Origin of the sequence: Maribellus sediminis (genome assembly GCF_011799805.1) — a bacterium.
Lineage (GTDB): Bacteria > Bacteroidota > Bacteroidia > Bacteroidales > Prolixibacteraceae > Draconibacterium > Draconibacterium sediminis_A.
Genome location: NZ_WXUB01000004.1, coordinates 204,348 through 222,558, shown reverse-complemented (window position 1 = coordinate 222,558; position 18,211 = coordinate 204,348). Strand labels below are relative to the sequence as shown.

The 18,211-nt window shown below is 42.2% G+C and carries 14 protein-coding genes; all 14 read right to left on the bottom strand.

What is annotated here, in order from left to right:
• Positions 1–29: 29 nt before the first annotated feature.
• The 14 genes from HFD85_RS15925 to HFD85_RS15860 all read right to left on the bottom strand — a co-directional run bounded on the left by HFD85_RS15925 (position 30) and on the right by HFD85_RS15860 (position 18,031).
• Positions 30–1,793, bottom strand: a complete 1,764-nt coding sequence (locus tag HFD85_RS15925) for an ABC transporter ATP-binding protein (protein WP_167612063.1) — start codon at positions 1,791–1,793, stop codon at positions 30–32.
• Positions 1,783–3,534 carry an ABC transporter ATP-binding protein gene (locus HFD85_RS15920; RefSeq protein WP_206081996.1) on the bottom strand — a complete coding sequence of 584 codons (1,752 nt, stop codon included), beginning with the start codon at positions 3,532–3,534 and terminating at the stop codon, positions 1,783–1,785. The genes HFD85_RS15925 and HFD85_RS15920 overlap by 11 nt, the downstream gene beginning before the upstream one ends.
• 218 nt (positions 3,535–3,752) lie before the next feature.
• A complete protein-coding gene (locus HFD85_RS15915; protein WP_167612060.1) occupies positions 3,753–4,313 on the bottom strand; it encodes a hypothetical protein in 561 nt (186 codons plus the stop codon).
• A 255-nt stretch (positions 4,314–4,568) separates the two neighbouring features.
• Complete coding sequence (locus HFD85_RS15910; RefSeq protein ID WP_167612057.1) at positions 4,569–5,252, bottom strand: LytR/AlgR family response regulator transcription factor; 684 nt, start codon at positions 5,250–5,252, stop codon at positions 4,569–4,571.
• The gene (locus HFD85_RS15905; protein ID WP_167612054.1) at positions 5,227–6,285 is read right to left on the bottom strand and encodes a sensor histidine kinase; all 1,059 of its coding nucleotides are present in this window, start codon (positions 6,283–6,285) and stop codon (positions 5,227–5,229) included. Before HFD85_RS15905 ends, HFD85_RS15910 begins: the two co-directional genes overlap by 26 nt.
• Positions 6,285–6,923, bottom strand: coding sequence for a hypothetical protein (locus HFD85_RS15900; protein ID WP_167612051.1), 639 nt, complete (start codon positions 6,921–6,923; stop codon positions 6,285–6,287). The genes HFD85_RS15905 and HFD85_RS15900 overlap by 1 nt, the downstream gene beginning before the upstream one ends.
• 160 nt (positions 6,924–7,083) lie before the next feature.
• A complete protein-coding gene (locus HFD85_RS15895) occupies positions 7,084–8,547 on the bottom strand; it encodes a TRAP transporter large permease (RefSeq protein WP_167612048.1) in 1,464 nt (487 codons plus the stop codon).
• 5 nt (positions 8,548–8,552) lie between these two features.
• Positions 8,553–9,017 (bottom strand): TRAP transporter small permease, encoded by a 465-nt coding sequence (locus HFD85_RS15890; RefSeq protein ID WP_167612045.1) that lies wholly within the window; start codon positions 9,015–9,017, stop codon positions 8,553–8,555.
• 21 nt (positions 9,018–9,038) lie between these two features.
• Positions 9,039–10,022 carry a TRAP transporter substrate-binding protein gene (locus tag HFD85_RS15885; RefSeq protein ID WP_167612043.1) on the bottom strand — a complete coding sequence of 328 codons (984 nt, stop codon included), beginning with the start codon at positions 10,020–10,022 and terminating at the stop codon, positions 9,039–9,041.
• Positions 10,023–10,056: 34 nt separating this feature from the next.
• Complete coding sequence (locus HFD85_RS15880; RefSeq protein ID WP_167612040.1) at positions 10,057–10,728, bottom strand: bifunctional 4-hydroxy-2-oxoglutarate aldolase/2-dehydro-3-deoxy-phosphogluconate aldolase; 672 nt, start codon at positions 10,726–10,728, stop codon at positions 10,057–10,059.
• A gap of 523 nt (positions 10,729–11,251) precedes the next feature.
• Positions 11,252–12,352, bottom strand: a complete 1,101-nt coding sequence (locus HFD85_RS15875) for a sugar kinase (RefSeq protein WP_167612037.1) — start codon at positions 12,350–12,352, stop codon at positions 11,252–11,254.
• Between the two features lie 92 nt (positions 12,353–12,444).
• Positions 12,445–13,845: a glucuronate isomerase gene (uxaC, locus tag HFD85_RS15870; protein WP_167612034.1), complete on the bottom strand. Its 1,401-nt coding sequence runs from the start codon at positions 13,843–13,845 to the stop codon at positions 12,445–12,447.
• An 81-nt stretch (positions 13,846–13,926) separates the two neighbouring features.
• Positions 13,927–15,174, bottom strand: a complete 1,248-nt coding sequence (locus HFD85_RS15865; protein ID WP_167612031.1) for a tagaturonate epimerase family protein — start codon at positions 15,172–15,174, stop codon at positions 13,927–13,929.
• A 208-nt stretch (positions 15,175–15,382) separates the two neighbouring features.
• Positions 15,383–18,031: a hypothetical protein gene (locus tag HFD85_RS15860; protein ID WP_167612028.1), complete on the bottom strand. Its 2,649-nt coding sequence runs from the start codon at positions 18,029–18,031 to the stop codon at positions 15,383–15,385.
• Between the last annotated feature and the right edge of the window lie 180 nt (positions 18,032–18,211).

Genomic DNA, 18,211 nt, shown 5'->3' with positions numbered 1-18,211 from the left:
CCCTAAAGGACGGTGCTAATCAGAACTGATTAACTCGCCATCTTCCCTTTCATAAGCATATCAACAGCTTCTTTTAGCGAACCTGCGCGTGTAACCTGCCCGGTATTTACAAAGTAGATCACATCGGCATTGGCAATGGTATTTAAGCGGTGAGCGATAATTACTTTTGTAGTCGACTCAGGCAATTTCTGAATGATCTCATCCAGCATTTTTTCCGTTACGGTGTCGATGTTTGCGGTAGCTTCATCCAGGATCAGCAAGTCGGGTTTTCGCAGCACAGCGCGCATAAAAGCGATTAGCTGTTTCTGCCCCAGACTGATTCCATCACCCGAAACATCCACACGGGTTTCAAGGCCATTTTCAAAGCGTTGCAAAAGTGTCTCCAGACCGGTATCGTGGAAAATCTTTTTCAAATTTTCGTTACTGATGTTGGCATACTCTTCATTTCCATACAAAATATTTTCGCGAACGGTTCCGCTAAAAAGGAAGGGATCCTGCAGAATAAAACCAATTCGTTTGCTGCGTTCTTCTGCCGAAAAAGAGCGGATATCGTGGCCATCGAGCAAAACGCTGCCTTTAGTGGCATCGTACAAACGAGCGATCAACGAAGCCGTAGTTGTTTTACCACCACCGGTTGGCCCAACAAAAGCATAGGTCTTTCCTCTTCTCAGATTGAAAGTGATATCGTGCAGCACCTCGTTTCCGCCGGGATATGCAAATGACACATCGCGAAAGGACACCAAAGTTGCCGTTTCATCAACTCCGTTTGCAGCAAGTTGCGGCATATTGTTCTCGAGTTCCAGGATTTTGCGGATACGGTCCCAGGCTGCCAGTGCCACCTGAAAATTGGCCCACAGCGAAGCCAGTTGCCGAAGTGGATTGTAAAAACTGTTCACGTAAGCAATAAAGCTGATCAGCAAACCAACCGTGAATTGACCGATGGAAATAAAATAGATTCCCAGCGCCAAAACAATCAACAATCCAGCGTTCGAGAACAAAGTATAAACCGGAAGAAACATGTTATTGGCGATCCCTGCTTTTACTGCTGCTTTGTAATTCTGGTGATTAACTTCGTCAAAACGTTTTCTGAAATAATCGCGGCGGTTAAAAGCAACGACCACCTTAAAATTATTCAGGCTTTCCTGCACTTCCGAACTGAGGCTGCCAACACATTTCAGACTGTCAGCGTTTGTCTTTTTTACCCAGGGCGAAATGATTTTTGTAAAGATCCAGATCAACAGAGCCGGCGCCAAAGCCGCCAAACCCAGTTCGAAATAAATGGCCAGCAAAAATATTCCGGAACCGATCATCACCAGAATAATGCGCAGAAATTGCATGAGCGACTGCGAAAAAAACTGGTTGATCTTATCGGTATCATTGTTAATTCGAGAAATCAGGTCGCCGGTTTTGTTCTGGTTAAAAAAGTCGAAAGGTAATTCCTGAAGTTTGCTGAAAACCGAATTTCTCAGGTTATACAACATGCGTTGCCCTACCGAGCCCATTAAACGGGTTTGCAAATAACCGGCAAACAAGGCAATAACGTATGTCGCCAGCAAAATTCCTCCATTAATCAATACACCCCTGAACTGGCTGGTTTGAATATAATTGTCGACTGTGTTACCAATAATGATCGGTCCCACAAGATTAAGTACGGCAGTAACCACCATGGCCGCAAAAGCAACAAGCAGAATATTCTTCTCCTCTACCATGTGCGCAATCAGGCTTTTAACCGATTTAAAGCCCAGTTTTTTCTTTTTCGGCTCTACCTCTTTTTCGTTAAGATTATACCTCATAATGACTGGTGCTTTTTTGCGATTCGTAAATCTGAACGTATTCAGGCGATGTACTTCTCAACTGCTCGTGTTTTCCCGAGGCAACCAATTCTCCTTCCATCAGCAGAATGATCTGATCGAAATCCTTTACCGGACTGATTTTTTGTGTTACCGAGATCAGCGTTAAACCCGGATAATTTTTGTGCACATTGCTGAGTATCTTTCTTTCGGTTTGCTGATCGACACGCGCCGTAAAATCATCGAGCAACAAGATGCCCGGATTAAGCGCCAACGCCCTTGCCAGCATAATTCGTTGTTTTTGTCCTCCGGAAAGACTCGTTCCACGCTCGGAAACCACCGTATCCAAATGCCTGGGCAAGACATCGATAAATTCTTTTAACTCGGCAGTTTCAATAGCTTTTTGCAGGTCTTCATCATTCACTTCATCGCTAAAAGCAATGTTTTCGCGAACCGACAAATTGAACATTACACTATCCTGAAAAACAATTCCGATCTGGTTGTGAAACGTCTCTTTCTTATATTCATCAAGCGCAATCCCATCAAAAAGAACTTCTCCCGATGTTGGTTTTACCAGTCCGGTCAGTAGATACAATAATTGTGTTTTTCCGGCAGCTGTTGGCCCGATAACTGCCGTTCGTGTTCCAGGTTCAATCTGAAATGATACCGATTTTAATGCCGGTTTATCCCCGTAGATCACACTTACATCTTTCAATTCGATTCGGCCTTTTAGCTGCGTTTCAACAGTGCCGGTATCGGCTGTTTCCGGTTTATTCAACACGGTTTCAATTCGTGCGTAAGAAGCTGAAGCCTGAGCAATCAGGTTACTGATAAAACCAATGACAATGATTGGGAATATAAGGATGGTAACATAACTGTTAAAAGCGGCAAAATCACCTAATGTCAGGTTTCCGGAGATTACAAAATGACCCCCTAAAATTAAGATGGTTAAGGTAGCCATGTTCGCAAAAAAAGTGATCAGCGGAATAAGTGTTGCAAACAGCGTAACAATGGAAATACCAATGTCGCGCGATTCGGCGCTGGCATTTAAAAACTTCCGGTATTCGAGCTGCTGAGAATTGATCACCCGAATTATGGCAGCACCTAAAATACTCTCGTTTATTACTTTATTCAGCCAGTCGATCACTTCGCGGCTTCGGGTAAATAACACCCGCACTTTTTTCAGAATTATAAAAAAACTAATGCCCACCGACGGGATCAGAAACAAAACCGGTATCGCCAGTTTCCAATTAATTATCAGCAGGAAAACAGAAGTACCGATGATCATAAAAATGGATGAAACAATGGAAGAAACACCCTGAGAGACAAACATTTTTACAGAGTCCATGTCGGAGGTGAGGTTGGTAAGCAACTTCGACGGATTGGCTTCTTCGATGAATGAAAAGCTTTGACGCGAGATTTTATCTGACAGCTTTTTTCGCAGATCGTATCCAACTTTTTCGGAGGCATACGTTTGCACCACGGTTTGCAACACGGTAAACAAAAAGATGACGCCGGCAGCAACAAGAAATTCAATTAAAATAGTTTTGAAAACGTAATTGCCGTCGGTGTACGAATCGATTCCATGAGCGATAATTCGTGGAATAACCAGATTGGCAGCATTTCCGGCCAGTGCAAAAACAATCAGCAACACAATCATTTTTCTGTAGGGCTTCAAAAGGCTAAACATGCCCATTCTGCTGTTTCCTGGGTTTCTTTTATTTGCGTTTTTATTTACTGCCATTAAATACGAGTTGTTTTACAAAATAAAGCAAAATGCTGTGCCTTTAGTCTTAATTTTCAAAAAGCTGCATGGTGAACACCACAGATTTAATTTTCAAAAATAGCTTTCTGTTCGCTCCTTTTTGCAATACCGCTTTTAAAACCATTTGCAGGATTAAAAGTTCAGAAAAAATGTGAATCTAGAGATATGAATGCTGTGCCAACCTGACCTTCTGGGACTTAGTTCTCCGATTTCTCTTTGTAAATGCGTTTCATGTTACGGTGAAAACGGTTGATGATGGTTGCATGAACATGCGGATAGAGTTTGTCGCGGGGTTTAACACGGCTCTTGTAGTAACTCAGGTGGGTAATCAGGGTATTTCCTTTTGAGGTAGACTGAAAGATCAGTTGTTGCTTGCCTTCAGTTTCATTTCCTTTTAAATAGCTGAATTCGATGACCTTGTTCTCTTCATCAACGCGGGTAACCTCGAAAGCCATCGCGAGGTTTTTTACGCCGTACAAAAGATCGAGATTTAAGTACACGATCATTCCCGGAACCAATTTATTCAGTTCGTCTCCGGCATAAAAAATACTGGAATCCGGCCGCGAATAGGAAAAACCGTAATGAATTTTTCGGGTGCTCCAGGTTCGTTGCAGGCCCGAATTCTCATAAATATCCCAAACTTTGTCGATGCTGTCTTTAATAAGAAACTCGCGAACAACAACATTGTAATTATTAATACTTTCTCCGGGTATGAGTGATGGTTGAATTTCATCGAAAGTATTAATCCCATTATCCATTTGTCGGTGCAAGTATTTGATAACTGCCGGATACTCAATCTTTGTCGTATCGACTTCAGCTAAACTCACCTGGGCAAAAACTGTTACCTTGATGAAAAAGACAAAAAGCAAAAGGTATGTTGATCGTAAAATTCCCATTATTGCGTAGCGACTGAAGCTGTGAAAACAAGCGCCAAATATAGACAAATATTAACTATCAGCAAGGTTAGCTGCACCATCAATTATCAGTTTGGTCAATGCTGATGATACGATATTTTACGGGTGAAGTTTCCTATTCAGGTTTTCTCTGAAATTTATGCTTACGGGTAATTTATGCTCGCCTACTTTTACGCGGTTACCTTCAAGGTAATCAACTTTAGTCAAGGCAATTACATACGATTTATGAATACGTTCAAAAAGACTGTCGGGAAGCTGCTCAAAAAAATCCTTTAGTTTTCCGTGAACGGTTAATGACTGCTTTTCAGTAATGAAACGCACATAATCGCCCTGGGCTTCCAGATAAAGGATCTCGTTGAATTCGACTCTGTAACTTTTCTTGTTGGCCCGCAACATGATGTGCCCGGCCTGTTTGTCCTCCCTGGTTTCAAAGCGTTCGAGCGCCCGGTTTACGGCCGTACGGAACCTGTCGAACGAAACCGGTTTTAACAAGTAATCCACGGCATCCACTTCAAAACCTTCGATGGCATATTCAGGGTAGGCCGTTACCAAAATAAAGAGCGGGACGTCTTTCAAACTTTTAATGAAACCAATTCCGCTTAGTTTAGGCATATTGATGTCGAGTAATAACAGGTTGATCTGCTCGCGCTTTAGTACTTCGCCGGCTTCGAGCGCATCTCCGGCTACTGCCACCAAGTGTAACTCAGGACAAAGTTTTACGAAATCCACCATCACTTCCTGCGAAAGCGGCTCATCATCAACTACCAGGCAATTCAGTTTCATTTTCAGTCAATTCTATGCGTAAATGTACTTTAAAGGCATTGTCCTCGTCCTTTATTTTCAATTTATGTCTTCCGGGGTAGATCAGATCGAGACGTTTTTTCACATTTTCAACGCCAATTCCACGGTGCAACGATCCGGGCTCCACAGCTTTTCCCTTGCTGTTCTCGATTTCCAGGTTCAGACTTTTGGCAAACACCTTAATTCGGATATTTACAAAAGCATTGTCGGCGCCGCCTTTCAAACCGTGTTTAAAACTGTTCTCAACAAAGGGCAACATCACCATTGGGGCAATCGACTTGCCTTTTACGTCTCCTTCAACACTAAATTGAATTTGGTTATTTTCAGGCGTTCTCAGGTTCTGCAGCTCAATATAATTGCTGATCATCCTGATCTCCTTTTCAAGCGGAATAAAATCTCGGTCGGTATCGTAAATAATATGACGCAACAAATCGCTCAACTGCACAATTTTATCCGGAACCTGTTTCGAACTTTTCCTGGCCAGACTGTAAATACTGTTAAGCGAGTTAAACAGAAAATGCGGATTAATCTGGGTTTGAAGCGCCTTTAATTCAGCCTTTTGTTTTTCTGTTTCCATTTCCTGTAAAAGAAACCAACCGCGAGCCAGGTGCAACAAACTGGTTAGTACGAGGTAAATAGCGAAATACAGCGAGATATCCCAAAAGCTGTAAAAGGCAATAAAATAATAGCCTTCAAAAATGTAATCGATCCATTTGTCGAATAAAATCAGGTAAAAGCCGGAACCAGCTGCAATTAATGCCAAAATCATCAGCGAATACATGGCATACTTTTGTCGCTCGAAAAACAGAGGCATTAGAATTCGCAGATTGAAATACACCACTGCAATTATCGGCACTAAAAAGATGGCTGAATAAATAACATCGATCGGTTTAATGTCGACTGATACCTTAAGAATATTGGTGAGTATCAGAAACGACAAACTCCAAAACAGGATGTGCTGCAACACCCTGTTCCTGATTATGATCTGTATCGAATTTTTAAATGAGATTGTCATTAGTGCTTATTTCTGACCAGCTCAACCTGCAGTCCATCCTTAAAAGCATCTTCCGAATTTACATATTTTGTAACAAACTTCTGAAGTTCCTTTGGTTTTGCAGTCAACAGTATAAAGTCTCCATTGTCTTCGTGATGAATACGAATTTTATTCTGCCGCACCAGTTCTTCCAGCCAATTTGGGTCGAACCAGTTAATAAACAACCCATTATCTTTAATCTCAAGTTTGGCAAAAGTATGCACCGGAATTACATGAAAATTGTCGAGGGTAAGCTCTTCGCCTTCCAAAAAATCACGCAGGTAAAAGTCGAGGAAATAGTCTCCTCCAAGTTCGATCAGGTGTACATCGAAAACCGATTCAAAATATTCGCCGTCCTCTTTTTGTTTTAAAGTCAAAATATACGAAAGACTGTCTCTTTCGTCGCTTTTCTTTTTATCGATGTACGGGTGTTCGAAGGTCCAAATTCCATCTACATCTTCCGGTGCAGCATCTTCATCATCCGATTCCAGCCATTGTCCGCTTAACAGATCATTTGGGAACAGATCGCTTTCGGTATAAAGCGGGTAAAACGAATAAACCACGCAACCAGATAAAAAAACGATCAGCAAACCTGTAAATATTAATTTTCGCGATTTCATTGTGTTCGATTTTTTGTTCAAACCAAATGTACAGTAAACTACCGGCCAAAAAGAATTTTTTCGTTGAGGCACAGATTTTCATCGTTGAAAAAGAAAAGAACCGATCTGTCGTAAACAGACCGGTTCTTCACTTACCCACTTTAAACTATTTTTTATTGTATCAGAATCCCAGGCTATCCGGGAGCCACATCGAAATTTCGGGTATATAAGTAACCAACAGCAAGGTAACGATCATTACCACGAACATCGGCAATAATGGTTTTATTACTGTTTCGATCTTCACTTCGCTCACACTACAGCCAATAAAGAGCAACGATCCTACCGGAGGAGTACCGAGACCAACGCTCAAGTTCAATACCATAATGATTCCGAAATGAACGGGATCCAGTCCGAGGTTTGTCACGATAGGCAGGAATATTGGCGTAAAGATTAATACAGCCGGGGTCATGTCCATAAACACTCCGACAAACAGCAGGATCAGGTTAATGATCAAGAGGATTACGAATTTGTTATCGCTCAACGTGAGGAGTGCTTCGCTTACATTTTGAGGTATGTTTTCGTAGGCCATAATCCACGACAGTCCAATACAGGTGGCTACCAAAAGCAATACAAAAGCCGTTGTTTTTACCGACCGCAGAATAACATCCGGGAGGTCTTTCCAGCTCAGTTCGCGATAAACAAAGGCCAGTATCAGCGCATAAAGCACAGCTACAGCCGAAGCTTCGGTTGCAGTAAAAAAGCCGGCAACAATACCACCAATAACAATTACCAGCAACAACAAACTGGGCAAGGCCCGTAAAAAGGTTTTCAGGGCACGTTTTGCACCGTTCTTATGCTTGCTGGCGTAAAAGCTAAAAATGCCCAGAAAAACGGCGGCTAAGCCACCATAAATTAAATTGGCGGTTAAGGGCGACACAACGGTTTTCACTTGGATCATACCAACAATAATTAATGCAAGCGCTGCCAAAACAGCGAAAAACTTAGCGACATTGCGTACCATCACTTTCACCCCAAAGTTTTTATATGAAAACATGGCAAGGGCCATGGCCATAATTCCCAAACCGGTAAGTATACCAGGGGCATAACCTGCAAGGAACAATGCTGTTATGGAAACACCTCCACTTGCAAGTGAATATACAATTAGGATATTACTTGGCGGAATGGACAGACCGGTAGTTGCAGAAGTGATATTAACCGCTGCACTAAAGTTCTTATCGTAACCTTCTTTATTGAGTTCAGGCATCATAATACTTCCGATGGCAGAGGCCGAAGCTGCTGCCGATCCGGAAATAGCTCCGAATAACATATTGGCAAAAACATTTACAAAAGCCAGCCCGGCAGGCCAGCGGCCAACAATCACCCGCGCAAAATCGATCAGTCGAATGGCTATTCCGCCCTTGTTCATTATATTGCCTGCCAGTATAAAGAAAGGGATGGCCAGCAGAGCAAAACTATCGAGACCTGTTGCCATGCGCTGCGCAAAGGTGGTAGCTGCCGGAACAGGCATAATGGTAACCAACATGGTAAGAATGCCTGAAATACCGATACTAAAAGCAATTGGAACACCAATCACCAATAAGAATATAAAACTAACGACCAGAACTATTACTCCAAGAAATTCCATTGTGCTTAAGCTTTTTGGTTAAGTGAATTATCGATTACATAGTACATCACAAGTAAACCACTGACAGGCAGAATAAGGTAAACATAGCCCAAGGGAAGTGCCAGTGCTGCCGACTTTACACCGAGATAAAAACGGGTATAAACAAGCCAGGTACCTCCAATTACCATTACGAACAGGGCAAATACGCCTACAATGGTATTTATAATAATTTGAAGCCGCCGGCGCTTTGCTCCTTTCATTTTTTGAAGCATCAGATCGATGGCCAGGTGTTCGTTTTTTCCGGCAACATAGGCAGCACCAAGTAAGCCTACCCATATTAACAGAAAACCCGCAAGTTCATCGGTAAACGAACTAGGTGCGGAAAGTACGTAGCGGCTGAAAACCTGCCAGAGCACATCGATAACCAAAATACTCATGATGGCCACCAGCACAATTTCAATAACTTTATCAATTCGTTGTCTTAGCGTCATTTTAATAAGTTTGATTCGTTGTTATTTTACGGCTTCAATTCTGCGAAGCAAATCGCCCAACACTTTATCCTGTCGGTATTTATCTAACAGAGGCTGTACTTTATCTGCAAATAATTTTTTATCGGGATAGTGAATGGTAACACCTGCTTTTTGGACTTCGCGTAAGGATTCCTCAACTGATTCATCCCAGTATTTCCGTTGAACCGGCACCGATTCGTCAGCAGCTTCCTGCAACCATTTCTGTTCCTGTTCACTTAAGCTGTTCCATACAGTTGTACTGATGATCAAAACATCGGGAACACAGGTATGCTCATCCAACGAGTATTCTTTACACACCTCGTAATGATGCGATGTGTATAAACTTGGTGGATTATTCTCTGCACCATCAACCACACCACTTTGCAAGGCTGTGTATAATTCGCCCCACGAAATTGGCGTTGGTGAACCACCCAAAGCCCGAACCATTTCCATGGCCGACTGGCTTTTCATAACCCGCAATTTTAAGCCGTTAAGGTCGTCGGGCGTGATAATTGGTTTATCAATGGTATAAAAGCTTCGAAATCCTGCATCGTAAAAACATAAGCCTCGAATCCAGAACTCCTCGGTTCCCAGTAACAATTCCTTTCCAATTTCGCCGTCAAATACATTAAACGAATGTTCCTTCGAACGAAAAACATAAGGCAATCCCAAAGCTTTGTATTTGGGCGTAAAACTTTCCATAACCGCAGCCGACACCTTGGTAATTGCCAGACTTCCAATCTGTAAAAGCTCTACACATTGCTGTTCCGACCCCAACTGTCCGCTGGGATAAATATCAATAGTAAGTTGCCCTTTTGATTTTTCGGCCAAACGCTCGGCCATAAAAACCATTCCTTTATGTACAGGGTGCGAAGGATCGAGGCCATGCGCCAGTTTCAGCACTTTATGATGATCTGTTTGCCGACATCCCAGAAATGGCACCAGCAACAACAGGGCTAAAAGCAGCTTTGTTTTGTTCTTAATCATAGTATTTTGTTTGATCGTCTTCAGCATAGTTGCTTCACTTTCTGAAGCTTTTAATAACGTTGAGTGCGTAGGCACATTTTTCGGTAATGTAACCATAATTTTTTTCGGTCAGCACATCTTTCGGGAATAATTGCGATCCCATTCCAACGCAGGTTACTCCGGCATCGAACCATAGTTTAAGGTTAGCCTCATCGGGCGAAACGCCACCAGTTGGCATAATGCTGGCCCATGGCATTGGTCCTTTTACTGCCTTAACAAAGCCTGGACCACCGACCTGCGAACCGGGGAAGATTTTAACTACTTCGGCCCCAAGTTCATGAGCACGGCCAATTTCGGTTACCGAGCCACAACCCGGACTCCAGGCAATTTTACGCTTGTTACACACTTTTGCGGTTCCTTCGTCAATAAGCGGGGAAACAATAAAGTTTGCACCATTTGCAATGTACAAAGCTGCTGTAGCTTCATCGATTATGGAGCCAACGCCCATTATCATTTCCGGGCATTCCTTCGCGGCCCACTTGGTTACTTCGGTAAAAACTTCGATGGCAAAATCGCCACGGTTAGTGAATTCGAATAAACGAACGCCACCATCGTAACAAGCTTTTACCACATTTTTACACACTTCTGCGTCTGCATGGTAGAACACCGGAACCATTCCGGTTTCTTTCATTGTTAACGCCACATCTATTCTTGAAAATCTTGCCATCTTTTTATTCTTGATTCAGTTTTACTTTTCTTTTCAACCACTCCGCTACCAAGTAGCCTTTGTCCCCGCTGAAAGGGGGACAAGAATTTTTGCCTGCAAAAATTCAGGGGGTGCTTTTCTTTCTCCCCAAACTATCTTTAGAACGTTTTTCTTTGATCAACGATCCATCATTTCGGCGCATGCAACGATACATTTTCAAACTGCTTTTACGGATGCGCCCCTTTTATTCGCCTCTTTTATCCCCGCCCTATCGGACAGGCTACCAAAATCTAATCCCTACGGGATTGAAGCTCGTTGTCAAAGCAACTTTTCATCTTTTCGGCGCATGCAACGATACATTTTCAAATTGCTTTTCCGGATGCGCCGCTTTTTATTCGCCTCATTTATCCCCGTCCCTATCGGAAGGGCTACCAAAATCTAATCCTTACGGGATTATGGAACGTTCTTCTTCTTTCATTTTTGATCCCCGGGATAATTCCCTGAGTTCAATTTTTTGCCTTTCTACATTTTACTTTTGCATTCTCTACCGGTCAACCCGTGCGCTTCCGCCACCGATTATTTTTTCCACTTCCGATAAAGTAGCCATGGTTGTATCGCCCGGAGTAGTCATTGCCAATGCGCCGTGCGCAGCGCCATATTCCACGGCTAAGGCTCCATCGTTAAACTCAAGGAAACCGTAAATTAAACCTGATGCAAAACTGTCGCCACCACCAACGCGGTCCATGATCTCCAGATCTTCGCGATGTTGCGCTTCATGAATTTTACCTTCGTAATAACAGATTGCACCCCACGAATTTACTGTTGCTGTTTTAACGGTACGCAATGTGGTTGCAATCGCCTGAAAGTTCGGAAATTCTTTAGTCGCACTCTCGATCATGCTTTTATAACCTGACAAATCCAGTTCTTTCAGGTTCTCATCGTTACCTTTAACTTCCAGTCCTAAACAAGCTGTGAAATCTTCTTCGTTACCGATCATCACATCCACGTATTTGGCAATCTCGCGGTTTACTTCCTGCGCTTTTGCTTCCCCCCCAATGGCTTTCCAAAGCGATGGACGGTAGTTTAAGTCGTATGAAACAATTGTGCCGTACTTTTTGGCAATTTTAACCGCCTCGATAACCGTTTCTGCTGCTGTTTCAGAGAGTGCCGCGAAAATACCACCGGTGTGCATCCAGCGAACTCCCAGTGTTCCGAAAATATATTCCCAGTCGATATCACCCGGTTTTAATTGCGACGCTGCCGTATTTCCGCGGTCGGAAACACCTTTTGCGCCGCGAATACCAAAACCTCTTTCGGTGAAATTTAATCCGTTACGAACTGTACGTCCACAACCATCATAGTCCACCCACTTCACAAATTGGGTGTCCAGTCCGCCCTGAAGCATAAAGTCTTCAATTAATGCGCCAACTTCATTGTCAGCCAGCGCTGTTATAATAGCTGTTTTCTTTCCGAAACATCTTCTGAGACCACGGGAAACGTTGTATTCTCCTCCTCCTTCCCATGCCCTGAACTGACGGGTGGTGCGTATGCGGCCTTCACCCGGATCAAGTCGTAGCATAACTTCACCAAGAGAAATGCAATCATAAGTGCATTCCGATTTCGATTTAATGTTCATTTTGGCCATGATTCAGTTTTTAAAATTTATGCAATCGATTGCAAAAATAGCAGTTCGATACAAATCTGTGCTTTAACCAGTCAACAGACTAAGCTTATTTACTAAAACTTAAAATACTCTTTTGCGTTATTGAAACTGATGTTTTCAACCATGTTTCCCAACAAATTCATATCGTAAGGAATTTCCCCGTTTTCTACATCGTTACCTATTAAATTACAAAGTGTTCTCCTGAAATATTCGTGACGTGTGTACGATAAAAAACTTCTCGAATCCGTTAACATTCCAATAAAACGACTCAAAAGACCAAGCGCTGAAAGTGAATTCATCTGTTTCTCCATTCCGTCCTTCTGGTCGAGGAACCACCAGCCCGATCCAAACTGCATTTTCCCGGGAACAGAACCATCCTGAAAGTTACCGATCATCGTGGCGATCAATTCGTTGTCGCGCGGATTAAGGTTGTACAAAATGGTCTTGCTGAGCCGGTCTTCCAGATCAAGTCGATTCAATAATTTCGACAAAGGGCGGGCGATTTCAAAGTCACCGATTGAATCAAAACCCGTATCCGGACCAAGTTTATTGAACAAGCGCGTGTTGTTGTTCCTCAATGCTCCAATATGAAATTGTTGAGTCCAACCACGCGAATGATCCATAATTCCAAATTCGTACAACATGGCCGACTGGAATTTCATGATTTCGGCTTTATCCAAATCTGCTCCTCCCCTGATCTTGGCAAATACCTGCTCAATTTCAGCAGCTGAATAATCTTCGGCAATTATGGTTTCAAGTCCGTGGTCGCTCAAGCGACAACCGTTGTCGTGGAAAAACTGATGACGATTATCCAGCGCAGCCATCAAATCTTCAAACGAAGAAATATTCATGCTGGCAGCTTCTTCCAGTTTATTGATGTATTCGTTGTACGCTTTGGTATTTTCCACTGCCATGGCTTTATCAGGTCGCCATGCCGGAAGAACTTTAGTTTCAAAACCATCGGCTTTAATGGCACGGTGATATTCCAGTGAATCAATCGGATCGTCCGTTGTACAAATGGTGTGCACATTCGCCATTTTAATAATGCCGCGACACGAATATTCAGGTGTCTGTAACTTAGCGTTACATTCATCCCAAATTTCTTTTGCGGTTTCCGGGCTCAGCAGTTTTTCAACGCCAAAGAAACGTTTCAGTTCCAGGTGCGTCCAGTGATACAGTGGATTTCTCAATGTATTCGGCACTGTTTCTGCCCACTTTTCAAATTTCTCCCAGTCGCTGGCATCGCCGGTAATGTAGCGTTCATCAACACCGTTGGTGCGCATTCCACGCCATTTGTAATGGTCGCCGTACAACCAGATTTCGGTTATATTATTGAACTGCTTGTCCTCGGCTATCTCTTTTGGATTGATGTGACAGTGATAATCAAAAATCGGCATTTTAGCCGCATGATTATGGTATAATTCCTTTGCAACATCGGTTTGCAAAAGAAAATCCTTATCCATAAATGCTTTCATGTCAATTGTTTTTGGAATTGCGACCTGACAAATGGTAATTTCAGGCAAAAAATATAAAAACCAAAGGCCGCTATTTTTTAATTATAGGTTGAATAATCTTTTTAAATGACGCTCGTAAATGTTCTCTTCTACACAGCCACCAATTACTTCAGCATTCTTTTTTAGTAGGTCGGTGTAAGTTTCACCCAGTTCGGCAGCTACTTTGTAACCCACATGGATCAGCTGACGGAAATTCGGGTTATAATCCGGGTGTCCGGGAATATGACGCAGTGTATTTCCGAATTTTTCGCCCGACCAGCTTTCCACTTCTTCAACTGAAGGAAGCTTGCTGTCGTCGATATCGATTACATCGGCATAAGGCCCGCACAATTCGTCTTTACGGCTCAAAGCTTTTTTATAAATGTCCTTGGCAACTGCCAAACCTTCGTCACCCGAAATCGCCAAACCGATTACTTCTTCCAGCCAGGTAGTTCCGGCGGTTTTTACATGAAGTCCTTTATCATGCTTTTGAATGATCTCGGCCATGATCGGGTAAATGGTGAATTTATCGGAACCCGAGTGAACACTCAGTTTCAGGTCGGCAGGCAGTCCAAAGTTTTTAACGGCATAATCAATCACCATCAGATCCTGTTCAAATTCTTTGGCAAACTGAACTGCATCGCCAACATAATCAACACCTTTATTAAAACGACCTGTAAACTTAGGTGCGATGGTTTGAGCCGGAATTTTTTCGTCGGCAATCATTTTCAGGATAAAGAACATATCCACCGGAGTTTGTGGCGACTCCACTTCGTCCATTGAAACTTCGGTTACGAAATTGCCTTTGCCTTTAGCGGCTTCAATATGACTGTATATTTTTCCTGCCTCTTTTACGGCAGCAAGAAATTTCTTGGCAACTTCGTTTAAAAGTTCATCGGTAACAACAATCGGTTCATCAATTCCCGGAATCTCGACCTTACCGCCAAATACTTCGCACGACTTTTTAAAAGCAGCCACATCTTCAGCTGAGCTGTCGTTACCAATATACATGGCTACATCCAGGGTGAAAAAATCGCAGTGTTCGATAAAGCGATCAACATTGGAAAGGTTGATATGGTCGGCATCAACACAATACGGGCCTTCCCAACCTAATTTTTTCACAGCAGCATCTGCTTCAATTCGGGTACCTTCAGGTACTGAATGAACAATCTGGTGTTCGCGATTCGATTTGTTCCAAACGGGTGTAATTTCCACTCCCTCAGAAGTGGCAGTGATGAGTGCACTGAGTTGAGCTTCGCCTTCGTGATTGAAGCGGTCGCCCACTCCAAAACTGTATTTTCCTAGTTCCATTGTTGTTGCTTAGATTGTGATTATTATTTACTGTAACTGATTTCCGTGTACGTGCACGAAAATAGATATATATTTCAAATTTCGCAAATAAAAGGGCTTGTAACAAACTAATCGGAACGTTATAAATGGAACGTAAAATCTTAGAAGAAGCGAATTTACAATTACGTCAGCCCTGCATTAAATTTGAAATAAAAACTAAAGATTTTTATCACTTTTCTTTTCTTCTGATTTTCCCCACAAAGCGGCAAACCTCTCCCCAATTTGTTGTTCCTTCAATAATGTAGGTATAAGTGGTTTCCGGATCGGCAGCGTAAAAGCTGATTGTTGTTACGTCTTCCGTTCCCAGTTTTACTTTTGGATCCCAGTAAACCGTTGCACGCATATCGGGCTGAATTGACATTCGAACGGAATCAACTTCATATTTAGGCACATAAAACTCAACGGGCTTCTGATACCCCAAAGGAGTAATTTTTCCAATGCCTTTCAATTTATATTCGAATTGGGCGCCTTCTTTCAGGTTAATGATAACTACACCACCATCGCCACCGCTACGCCTGCTATAAACCGCTGCACCCGGCCCAACAATAACGGCAATATGTGCTATATCCTCTGAATACAAACCTCTAAGATCTTCGAAAGTAAGTTCCATGCCATCAATGTATAATTCGGCGGGGCCTTTCCCTCTGGTTAAATAAATCTCACCGTTATCAATATTGGCAACTCCGGGAAAAGTGCGAATAACAATATCCATCGATTGAGACACCGGAAACTTTCTTGCAATACTTTCCGCATCGTAAACATTTCCCGACATCCCATATTTTATTTCCAGCTCGCGATTTGTTTTATCCGCTGCCCTAACCTTAACTTCGTCCAGAAAGATCATCCTTCCTCCGTCTTCATAATACATCCTTTCTGTTGCATTTTTCAGGGTCTCCTCTTCAATTCGATTCTGTTTTTCAGGCCCAATTCTCTTATGCATGAATGGAGGAAATGTATCCTTATCGAAGGTAATTATTCCGGCAGGTTCCTGTTTCACATTGGTATAACGTTGTGCATGCACAGTAAAAGTTGTGCTGTCGGGAAAGTCCAGTTCGTTAAACAAAAAATTACCATTTTCCTCTGCAGTCGCCGATGCCGAGATTACCGGATCAAACGACAATGCAGTTATCTCAGTTGTTTTATTTCTTTGAAGCAGTCTTTTTTCATATTTCCCCGAAATGGTTTGTCCCAATTCAAGGTAATGCTCGGGTTTTGGTAAATTCTCTTTCAATACATCGTTAATATTAAAGCGCTCCCAACCATGAGTAAGCATTACCAGATCGAGGTAAAAATTTGTACTGTCGGCATCGTTCAAAAAATAAAAACCAGGTTTTTCGATGTAGCCCTTTAAATCGGAACACAATAAGAGACCGGAACAAATATTATTGCTCAACGAATCGATATCCACAACCAAATCGTCGGTAACTGCAATCGAAAAATCACCCTGACGTGGTAACTCATCGTATTGCTCAAATGAAACGGCCAGTGAAATTTTCTCCCGGCGTTTGTAATTTTCTTTATCAGGCTGAACCAACAAATTTGGTTTTGTTTCTTTTTTAATAAACACCAACCTGCTTGATATGGCTTCCTTTTGCTCGTTCAATAACACAAAATGAACAATACCCTCCGAAAGGTTTTCATTTGGAATTTTATAGAAGGTCTTTGTAAGCTTTTCTGCGAAAAGTAGTTTCTCGCCGGAATGGGCCAGTAAAAAATAAGCACCAACGGCCTCAACATTCTGTTTCCTGATATTCAGCAGCACAGAATAACGGTTTTGAGCGATGGTTAAGGCGGCTCCTCCTGAAATGGGCTCCGGTAAGTCAACACTAAATGTATTATCGTACTTGTCTTTAATTACCGCGTGATAGTTCTCCCCTTCCCGGGGAATTAAGTAAAACGAACCCATGCCAAGGTGCTGACTTCTAAAAGTAGCTAAGGTATCATTTGTGCTATTCAAAACAGTTCCGCTAACTTCTTTTGAATAACCATCATTTCCGATGGCCTTAAATGCTATACGGTTTCCAACTCCCTGCAGCAATTCTCCCCCTTCAGGAAAGAACTGAATATCGACGTCATCGCTATCGGTATCAATTTCAAATTTTGTGTTATACTCGACCGGACTGTCCTGAAACGTGACCTCGACAAACCGACAGGCAGAGCTGTCATTCTTCTGTGCAATATCAAATCTTATCTGACCATTTCCATCCGTCTGCCTTTTTAGTTCCTGAATTTTAGCATTTGCTGAATATACCTCGCAATTTATTTTAGTACTTTCAACGGGCTCTCCGTTTTTATCGTGAAAACTTAGTATAACAGACTTTTTACCCGATTCGTTTCTAACTACCTTAATTTGAGCGTTTATTCGTTGTGCCATCAAATCTCCAACAAAAATGGCTTTGTGGAAAACAAAATCGAGTCCGGAATTTAACATCCAGGTTGAATAAGCCCTTACAAAATAACTTCCTTCAGGCAGCTCTTTGTCGAGCTTGATATTCCCACTGAAAATGCCATCAATTTTCTTTATTTTTTTTCGGCAAACCAGCTTGTCAGACTGGTCGTAAAGTTCAACATATATGAAACGGCTCAAGGCTGTAGGCAAATTACCCGATGCGCTCACCAGGTAACCTTTAAACCAAAGGATTCCTCCTGTCGAATAAGAATCCCTGTCGGTTTGTAAATACAGCTTCTCTGCAGGTGGTCGTTGCGAAAAGCTTTGGAAAGCAGTATCGATACTCGACGGATAATTCTGAGTAAAACCTTTGGCACTTACCAAAACAAATGAAACACTCAATAAAAGAATCTTTAAGGTTTTTGTCATGGTTTATCAATACTGTTTAGCTTATTTGAATCGTTACAAGTTTACATAACCTATAACAATATCGCAAGTTTCCGTAATGACAAAACTGAACCACTAATCCTTATCAATATTTATTCAAAATTCGTATTCGTAATTAAGCTTGTCAAAACAGAATTCCTATCTTTGCAAAATAATAAAACA

Excerpts from the sequence above, each read along its gene's own strand:
- HFD85_RS15925 (WP_167612063.1), bottom strand. The coding sequence starts at position 1,793 with ATGAGGTATAATCTTAACGAAAAAGAGGTAGAGCCGAAAAAGAAAAAA.
- HFD85_RS15920 (WP_206081996.1), bottom strand. The coding sequence starts at position 3,534 with ATGGCAGTAAATAAAAACGCAAATAAAAGAAACCCAGGAAACAGCAGA.
- HFD85_RS15915 (WP_167612060.1), bottom strand. The coding sequence starts at position 4,313 with ATGGATAATGGGATTAATACTTTCGATGAAATTCAACCATCACTCATA.
- HFD85_RS15910 (WP_167612057.1), bottom strand. The coding sequence starts at position 5,252 with ATGAAACTGAATTGCCTGGTAGTTGATGATGAGCCGCTTTCGCAGGAA.
- HFD85_RS15905 (WP_167612054.1), bottom strand. The coding sequence starts at position 6,285 with ATGACAATCTCATTTAAAAATTCGATACAGATCATAATCAGGAACAGG.
- HFD85_RS15900 (WP_167612051.1), bottom strand. The coding sequence starts at position 6,923 with ATGAAATCGCGAAAATTAATATTTACAGGTTTGCTGATCGTTTTTTTA.
- HFD85_RS15895 (WP_167612048.1), bottom strand. The coding sequence starts at position 8,547 with ATGGAATTTCTTGGAGTAATAGTTCTGGTCGTTAGTTTTATATTCTTA.
- HFD85_RS15890 (WP_167612045.1), bottom strand. The coding sequence starts at position 9,017 with ATGACGCTAAGACAACGAATTGATAAAGTTATTGAAATTGTGCTGGTG.
- HFD85_RS15885 (WP_167612043.1), bottom strand. The coding sequence starts at position 10,022 with ATGATTAAGAACAAAACAAAGCTGCTTTTAGCCCTGTTGTTGCTGGTG.
- HFD85_RS15880 (WP_167612040.1), bottom strand. The coding sequence starts at position 10,728 with ATGGCAAGATTTTCAAGAATAGATGTGGCGTTAACAATGAAAGAAACC.
- HFD85_RS15875 (WP_167612037.1), bottom strand. The coding sequence starts at position 12,352 with ATGGCCAAAATGAACATTAAATCGAAATCGGAATGCACTTATGATTGC.
- uxaC (WP_167612034.1), bottom strand. The coding sequence starts at position 13,845 with ATGAAAGCATTTATGGATAAGGATTTTCTTTTGCAAACCGATGTTGCA.
- HFD85_RS15865 (WP_167612031.1), bottom strand. The coding sequence starts at position 15,174 with ATGGAACTAGGAAAATACAGTTTTGGAGTGGGCGACCGCTTCAATCAC.
- HFD85_RS15860 (WP_167612028.1), bottom strand. The coding sequence starts at position 18,031 with ATGACAAAAACCTTAAAGATTCTTTTATTGAGTGTTTCATTTGTTTTG.